Annotated in this window: 1 protein-coding gene; it reads left to right on the top strand. The window is 68.5% G+C overall.

Annotation, left to right across the window (positions count from 1 at the left end; translation table 11 throughout):
* Nucleotides 1-213, top strand: a 213-nt coding sequence (locus tag RRF55_RS29160; protein WP_439419473.1) for a prolyl oligopeptidase family serine peptidase, incomplete at both ends; no start/stop codon positions are given.

The raw sequence follows: 213 nt of genomic DNA, 5'->3' as shown, positions 1-213 counted from the left end.
CGGTGCCTACGGCGAAAGCCTGGACCCGTGGTTTTCCCATGCGCGCCTGAGCCTGCTGGAGCGCAGCGTGGCCTTCGCCATTGCCCACGTGCGCGGCGGCGGCGAACTGGGCGAGGCCTGGTACCGGGCCGGCAAGCAGGAGCACAAGCCCAACACCTTCAGCGACTTCATCGCCTGCGCCGAACACCTGATCGCCACCGGCGTGACAGATGC

Origin of the sequence: Klebsiella sp. K47, assembly GCF_051858335.1 — a bacterium.
Lineage (GTDB): Bacteria > Pseudomonadota > Gammaproteobacteria > Enterobacterales > Enterobacteriaceae > Klebsiella > Klebsiella pneumoniae.
The sequence above is the reverse complement of the archived record's forward strand: the minus strand, read 5'-3'. Positions and strand labels throughout refer to the sequence as shown.